This is a genomic window from Candidatus Falkowbacteria bacterium, from assembly GCA_013336275.1.
Taxonomy (GTDB): Bacteria; Patescibacteriota; Patescibacteriia; order Patescibacteriales; family GWE2-39-37; genus JAAXUA01.
On the sequence record JAAXUA010000002.1, the window covers coordinates 243884 to 252171 of the forward strand.

General features: G+C 51.2%; 3 protein-coding genes. 2 read left to right on the top strand and 1 reads right to left on the bottom strand.

Annotated elements, in window-relative coordinates:
* The first annotated feature begins 57 nt into the window (after positions 1-57).
* Positions 58-1875 carry a translational GTPase TypA gene (gene typA / locus HGA34_02750; protein NTW22446.1) on the top strand — a complete coding sequence of 606 codons (1818 nt, stop codon included), beginning with the start codon at positions 58-60 and terminating at the stop codon, positions 1873-1875.
* A gap of 34 nt (positions 1876-1909) precedes the next feature.
* Here the strand turns inward: typA and HGA34_02755 are convergent, their stop codons facing one another.
* Positions 1910-3016 (bottom strand): nitronate monooxygenase, encoded by a 1107-nt coding sequence (locus HGA34_02755; protein NTW22447.1) that lies wholly within the window; start codon positions 3014-3016, stop codon positions 1910-1912.
* Positions 3017-3172: 156 nt separating this feature from the next.
* Between HGA34_02755 and HGA34_02760 the strand changes: the two genes are divergently transcribed.
* Positions 3173-8288 (top strand): hypothetical protein (locus HGA34_02760; GenBank protein ID NTW22448.1); only part of this gene is annotated, 5116 nt, incomplete at its 3' end.

The window sequence follows — 8288 nt, forward strand, 5'->3', positions numbered from 1 at the left end:
AGCTATAAATCAATACTGACCGTCTCTAACGGCAGTTTTTTTGTTCGGAAATATAATATGGAAAATCTCAATTTACGCAATGTCGCGATAATCGCTCACGTTGACCACGGCAAAACTACGCTTGTGGATGCTTTGCTACGCCAATCCAAGACCGAACTCGGTAAGGACGGCGGTAATTCGGACCTGATCATGGATTCCAATGAGCTGGAGAAAGAGCGTGGCATCACTATTTTTTCAAAAAACGCTTCGGTCAATTGGCAGGGGACTAAAGTTAATATCATCGATACTCCGGGCCATGCCGATTTCGGCGGCGAAGTGGAGCGCGTCCTGTCAATGGCTGATGGCGTGCTGCTGTTAGTCGATGCCAAAGAGGGGCCGATGCCTCAGACCCGTTTCGTCTTGCGTAAGGCGTTGGAGATGAAGCATCGTGTCATCGTGGTCATCAACAAGATCGACAAGCCTGACGCTCGTCCGGACTATGTCTTGAATGCGACTTTCGACCTCTTTATCGAGCTGGGGGCTGACGACGACTTGGCTGACTTTCCGGTCGTCTACGCTTCGGCTAAGCAAGGGTTGGCTGGCAATGAACCGGATCTTGCCAAAATGACGGACATCAGCCCGATTTTTGAAGCTATACTGAAATATGTGCCAGCACCGAAAGTCGATACCGAAGCGCCTTTGCAGATGCTGATTACCACCATCGGTGCCGACAATTATAAAGGACGCATCGCTATCGGCCGTATTTATCGCGGCAAGATAGCCGCAGCACAGGAAGTGGTCCACATCAATCGCGAAGGCCAATCCAAAAAATGCCGCATAACTTCCTTGATGTCATTCGAAGGCTTGGGCAAGATGGAAGTCAAAGAGGCCCAGGCGGGCGATATCGTCGCCTTAGCCGGTATCACTGACGCCACGATCGGCGAAACTGTGGCTGACCCACTCACCCCGGAAGCTTTGCCTGTTTTGAAATTGGAAGAGCCGACCGTCAAGATGAGCTTCATGATCAATGACTCACCTTTTGCCGGCAAGGAAGGCAAGTTCACTACTTCGCGCCAGATCAATGAACGCTTGATGAAAGAGCTCGAGACCGACATGGCCCTGCGCATAGAACCAGGTGAGGGCACAAGCTGGCTCGTCTCCGGCCGCGGCGAACTGCACTTGGCCATCCTGATCGAGCGCTTGCGCCGTGAAGGTTATGAAATCCAGGTTGCCCGCCCGCAGGTCATCGTCAAAGTGGTAGATGGAAAGAATCTGGTGCCTTTCGAACGTGTTTTCATCGAAGTCCCGGAAGTCTCATCGGGCGCGGTCATCCAGAAATTGGGTAGCCGTAACGGCCAATTGCAGGAAATGCGCCTGGAAAACGGTATCACCTTCCTGGAATTCGTCATTCCGACACGCGGCTTGTTCGGCTATCGCAGTGAGTTCATCGTTGATACTCGCGGATTCGGCATTATGAATAGCATGTTCGAGCAATTCGCTCCCGACCCAGGCAACTGGCGCGAGCGCGAGCAAGGTTCACTGGTCGCCTTCGAAAGCGGCGCTTCGAACCTTTATGGCCTGACCAATGTCCAGGATCGCGGTACTTTGTTTATCAGTCCGGCAGTCACGGTCTACAAGGGCCAGGTCATCGGTCAGCACTCCCGCGGCGGCGACTTGCGCGTCAACGTTTGCAAAGCCAAGGAGCTTTCCAATATGCGTTCCAAAGGTGACGGCGTGGCTGAACATTTCAACGCCCCGAAGGAAATGGGGCTGGAAGACGCTCTGGAGTACATCGGCGACGATGAATTGGTCGAGGTGACGCCTTTGAACATCCGCATCCGCAAGATGGTTCTGGATGAGAATGAGGCCAAGCGCTTGGCCAAGATGGGCAAATAATTATAGATACTGAAGATATGAAAAAAGGGCTCGCTTAGGCGAGCCCTTTGAGTTGGTTCATGATAATGTGCACCGGTTCGATCTTTTCGAGCCGGTAAGCGTTGGTGCCGACGGTGTAGAGGGAGCCTCGCGGATCATCCTGGTAACCAGCGCTGTTCAAGAGGCCATTGCAGATGCAGAAGTGCCTGTTGGCGTCGATTTTGGCCGGGCATTGGGTGAAATGCCCGTCTTTGTCGCGCTGCAGGACATAGCCCTTATCGCAAAGCGGTTGGCATCGGCCCGATAAGGCTTGCTGGTACATCGTTGATGATGAGATCAGCCGGAAAGGCAGACCGCAGGGCGATCCCGGATCGGTAGCGACCACCAGGTCTTCTGTTGTCGCCTTGATGGCTGCCAGCTTGTAGTCAAGCGTGGCGCTTGACTCGACGGCGACCAGGAAGCGGGTGCCCATTTGAACCCCGGCAGCACCTTGGTCGAGGCAGCTCATTATGTCGGATCGGTCGAAGATGCCACCGGCCGCGATAATCGGGAAGTCGCCGAATTGGTGGGCAGTTTCCAGGACTTGGGGCAGCAGGACTTCGAGGCGGTTGTTCGGATCATCGACTGTTTCGATCTTGAAGCCGAGATGCCCGCCAGCCAAGGGGCCTTCGAGTACGGCAGCGTCAGGACGGTAGCCGAGCTTCTCCCATTTCTTGCAGATTAGTTCCAAAGCTCTGGCGGACGAGACAATCGGGACCAGAGCAGTGCGTCCCGGGTTCTTGATGGCCGGCAGGTTGAGCGGCAGGCCGGCACCGCAGATGATCAGGTCAGCCCCGACGTCGATGGCGCCGCGGACACTGGCTTCGAAATCGCGCTGAAGAGCGAACATGATGTTGACTCCGATCAGTCCGCCGGTGCATAGCCGGCGAGCCAAGGCGACTTCTTCGATCATGGCTTGGTATGAGTCCAGTTTTTGGCCGGTCCTTCGGGAGACGAGCCGGTCAAGGCAGGCACTTGAAATGATGCCGATGCCGCCTTCGTTAGCTACAGCCGCTGCCAAGGGTGCCAGAGACACTCCGACGCCCATCCCTCCTTGGATCAGGGGAAAAGAGGCCTGGCAGTTTTTGATGTTCAAGGCCGGACTTTCAGTCGTTTCGGTCATGCTCCACCTCCTCGTTGTTTTTTGAATAAAGATCGTTTGCCCGATAATAGTAAGATATTATTCGGCTGATGGCAAGAAATATACGGCGTTTAAAAGTTTTTTGTATACTAAAAATATGTTATAATAAATTAACTCCAACCGAGTATTTTATCATACATGATCAGAATATTTTACTGGCTCCAAAGCAAAGTCCAGGGAATCGAATTTAAGTTAGCCCAAAAGCTCGAGCAGCGGCTGAATCAGCCCTATGCTTCGAGCATTTTTTATTTCGGCATTATCAGCTTGAATGTCTACTTGGTATTCTGGCAGGTGGTGACCGACCTGTTTAAATTTTTTATCGTACTTTTGGACGACCCCGGAGATTCATTTAATCTTTTTTTTCGTCAGAGGGAACTCAGAAGTTGTCCATTTTCCTATGCGTCCTACAAGAAGGTTCGGGGTAGAGTTAGGCTATTCTCGGCAGCTGGCGTAACCGCAATCGTAATCGTGTCGGTAACAACTTCGTTGGTTACAAACCTTCTTTTTGGTGGAAAGTTGCCGACTTGGGCAGCAACAAAAAGTTTCGCGCAATCTAGCTGGTTGGGCGGCCAAGATTCTGCTACTACGTCAGCTGAATCGCTGGGATGGTCAAAATATTTTTCGGCATCCTCCTCTATCCGCTTTTTAGCCGGTGGAGGAATCTCTTTGAATTCTGTTTTAAATTCAATTTTTCAGAACACGGACGAAAATACTAATGACGGCTTTAATCTAATCGGCCGCTCTACTTCTTCAACGGTGATACTGGGCGCTGGCACTGGCGCTTCTGTCAAACTTGATTATTCGGGTACAGGGTTGATTGGTGGGCATCATTTTAATAATGACGGCGCCGATTTTAGCGGTAATAATAACAACCTTGCTATTACCAATAATGCAGCCTCAGTCGAACGGGTGACGAACGGAGGTTTTGAGGTTAATACTAACGGTTGGACAATAAATAAAGGCAGCAACTTTACAGCCGTTGACACCACACATCAATGCGGTATAAAGGGCTTGACTGTCATGATAAGTGCTGCAGGAACTACTATAACGATTCAGCAGACTGTAAATTTAACCAACCCAGGGGTTCTAACCTACGCTTTGACCGCTCCCGGTCCGTATTCAACGTTGTCGGTTCAAGTAAATGGCACTCCTACAACTGCTGTTCCAGCGGGCACAAGCACCATATCTTTTATCTTTGGAGCCAGTGGCGGCTGGACTGGTGTAAATACGGCCAATAATCTGGATTGCGTAAGTATTATGGATCAACCGTCGGCCTATACGTCTAGTGCAAAGTATTCGCAGGCCTTAAACTCTGTGTCTGGGCAATATGGCTCATATGCAAATCCAGTAACTACCGGCGCCAATTGGACCATGGCCAGTTTTGTAAATTTTCCCCTTACTTCGACTGGCTTAGGTTCTTATAATGTATTGAGTCAAAGCACCTCATCGCCATCCGATTACCAGGTTTTGGTGCAGAAAAGCAATGGACATCTTGGCACTATGATTGGCGGGGTGTTTAGGGACGCCTCTTTTGATGTAACGCCTTTAAGTGGGTGGCATCATCTGGCGGCAGTTGGTAGTGGCGCCAGCACTCAATTTTACATTGATGGATTCCTGGTCGGTACGGCCGCTGGTAAAAGTACGGCAGACATAAAATATATTGGCAATGATTCCGCTGGTAATCAACCCTGGGGTGGAGTAGATGACTTCATGATTTTTAACCGTGTATTGTCGACTGGAGAGCTTCTAAATATTGCCAATTCGTCAGGCGAGTATTTAAGAGCGAGCTATGTTTTGAATGCAACCACCACTGACAATACATCCAACATCACCTCTTTGAATCAGCAGGGCGGCTGGGGTTACGGCGCTACGTCCTCAACTATGCTCAATGGCCTGTCTGGAACAAGTTCTAGCGTTCAATTGGCGGCGACTGTCAACGGCGGAACCGGTGCGGAAGGCGCTTATAATTGTCCTTCTGGAACATGTTCAATTGCTTCCGGGACGCATAACTATACGACTTTCACTATTGCGGCTGGGGCAACAACCACGGTTACCGGTACGGGGGGTGTAACTATAAATACAACGGGGGCAGTAACGGTTGATGGCGTACTTTCTCTGAGTGGCAATATCGGCGGTCGAGGAACTGGCGGTACTGCCGGTAGCGGCGGCGGTAATGGCCGCGCCGGAGCTGCCGGCAACAATGGAACTAGCGGTGTGGCAAGCGGGGGAACGGGAGGCGAAGGGCAGGGCTGGCCTGCTGGAGGTGCTGGCGGAAACGGTGGCAACTACGGCGGTGGCGGTGGCGGTGGCAGTGATAGCAATATTTACGCTGGTGGCAGCTATGGTGGCGGTGGCGGTGGCGGTTCTGCATATTCTGGCGCCTCTGATGGCGGTGGCGGTGGCGGTGGCATCTTATTTTTAAATGGCGCAACGCAAATAAATATCGGCTCCGCAGGACGCATTATCGCTAATGGAGGTCCTGGTTATGGCATCGGAATGTTTGGCGGTGGCGGTGGCGGTGGCGGCAATATTACTCTGAAGACTTTGATTATAAATAATTCCGGTTTAATAAGTGCCGTTGGCGGGAACGGTGGACCGGGAAGCGGCAATGGAAATGGCGGACAAGCCGGTGGTGGTGGTGGTGGAAATATTACAATTAAAACCGCGTCCGGAGCCGCGGTCTCAGGCGTCAGTGTTAATGGTGGAACTGGGTTTAATTCCGGAACTCCAGGAACGACCAATTTTGGCAGTTTGCCTTACGCACCCTCGGGCACATTCATTTCTTATATAGATGGCGGCAGCGGCGTTGTTTGGAATTGGAACAGTTTTTCTTATTCCGAGACAGCAGCCAACGCTTCGAATATAAGCTTTAAGGTGATAGGAAAAAATACTCTCGGCACACCAAGCGCCGGAGAATTTGATGCAAGTCCATGCGGTGCCGACAACACGACTTCGGGTGGCAGTGTAGCATTGACCGCATTCTGTGCGCCGACCGATGCCAGATATTTGTATTACAGAGCAACATTGAATTCTTCGGCAGATCTTCTGACAACCCCGACGCTAGATAGTGTCAGCGCTAATGCTGTAGTCTATAATTATGCGAATTATGGTACATATACATCAGGAATCATTGATACGGGCGCCCCGGTTTCTGCTTGGGATAATTTAAGTTGGGTCAAGACTGGTGGTCAGTCCGTGTCATTTAAAATCAGAAGCAGCAACTCAAGCAGCACCATTGGCGCTGCCTCTTGGGGAACTGCTACTTCGACTAGCGGGGCACCTTTAGTCTCCCTGGGTGCGCAGAACGGCCATAGGTTTATCCAGTATCAGGCCATGCTTTCAACTTCAAATTCTACTTCTACCCCTTCTCTCGATAATGTCACCATCGGTTATAACGCATTCCCTTCGTCAGCAGAGCTTATTTCCAGTCCGATTGACTCAGGTAGTTTCGCTAACATGATCGGTAAATTAGATTGGGTAGAGAGTGCCACTTCAACCACCGAGCAGATTAAGTTTCAAATTCGGACGGCTACAAGTACTGATGGTAATCCTGACGTCTGGTCTGCTTGGTGCGGATATGATGATAGTGGAGCTGGTTGTTCCGGTGTTAATTACTTCCTTTCAAGCCACAACAATCTGACCATTCCCGTCGGCAATCCTATGAATGACGGGTCCGGTGATCAATGGTTCCAGTATCGAGTTATTTTAGAGTCGGCGGGAGCCATTGCTCCTGTTCTGTCCAGCATCAACCTGACTTATGTGGCAAATGAACCGCCAATAGTTTCAAGTGTTACAGCCCAACAGGTGACGTCATCAACTGACCCTAGCTATGGTAACGTGGTGATAAATTACAGTGTTCAAGATATTGATTCCGGAACGGGTTTGATCACCCCTTCATATGAATATTTCGATGGCTCAAGTTGGGCTCCTATTACTTTGGGTCTATCTTCCGGTGCAACCTCTGCCACAACAACTTCAACCAGCACCCCAATTGTGCATCAAGTTTTGTGGAATGCATCTCAGCAAGTGCAAATCGAAAGAATAGCAAATGCCAAAATCAGGGTTATTGCTAACGATGGCGAGGCGGCGAGATTTTCCAGTTCCGCAGTATCGTCTGATTATATTCTTGACACCACAGCGCCCTCAATCACTGGTAACCCGACAATAGTTATAATTACTCCGCTTGTCGCAAACGTCGCCACAGCACAGATCGGCTTTTCCGCATCAGATCTCTCCTCGATCCAGGTACGCTATGCTACCACCACGTCTGCTTTCTCCAACTTCTCTAACGCTGATCCATCGGGCTGGCAAGACTACGCTAACTCCACAAATTTTAGCGTCTCCAATGATCCGACTACCATCCATGTCCAATATCGCGACGCCTACAATAACCACTCGGCTACTACGAGCGCCACTAGCGCCGAGACCCCTCAGAGCTTCATGATTCAGGACACTACTAATTTGAAGGATGGCCTCACAGACTATCGTTTGTTTTTCGCTTGGAAGGAAGTCAACCTCCACCAGCCTTCAGGCGATTTCGCTGCCTACGACATCTATCGGTCGACCAATGACGGCCAGACTTTCGATTTTCTTTACTCAAGCCCTAGTTCGACCGTCAACTACTTCACCGACAACAATGCCCCCTATTCAAATGCCACTTACTATTATGTCTTAACCCGTGATCTCAACGGCAATACCTCCTTTCAATCTCCGGTAGTTAAGGCTCAAGCCGATGGCATTATGAATTTCGGCGAAGGTGGCGGTGGTGCCATCCCTGGCGCCTCAGATATGCCACCAACTATAGACCAGTCAACCATAGGCACTAGCTCCATCTACACCACTCAGGCCACCATCGCCTGGGAGACCAACCTCCCCTCCGATTCGTTGGTTTACTATCAGACGACCACTGGTTGCGACTTTTCTGGTGCCATTGCCGCCGGTTCGGCCAGTATGCGATCCGAACCGAGCACCCTGGGCGTTCACACTGTGACCCTGTCCGGTCTAGATTCTGATACCACCTACTACTTCCAAGTTCGCTCTACCGGCCCGACCGGTTTGACGGCCACTTCGACCTGCGTTGGAGACGGCTACTCCTTCACCACCCAAGCCGGTCCAGCCATCATCCCCGGTTCGGTCTCGACCGCCAACGTGGGCAACACCACCATCGACATCGCCTGGGACACCGACCAGGCGGCCGACTCCTACGTCGTCTTCTCTACGAGCTCCGACATGTCCAACTCGGTCGAGCTCGGCA

Bases quoted from the DNA above. Each gene is read 5' to 3' on its own strand.
- typA (NTW22446.1), top strand. From the start codon at position 58: ATGGAAAATCTCAATTTACGCAATGTCGCGATAATCGCTCACGTTGAC.
- HGA34_02755 (NTW22447.1), bottom strand. From the start codon at position 3,016: ATGACCGAAACGACTGAAAGTCCGGCCTTGAACATCAAAAACTGCCAG.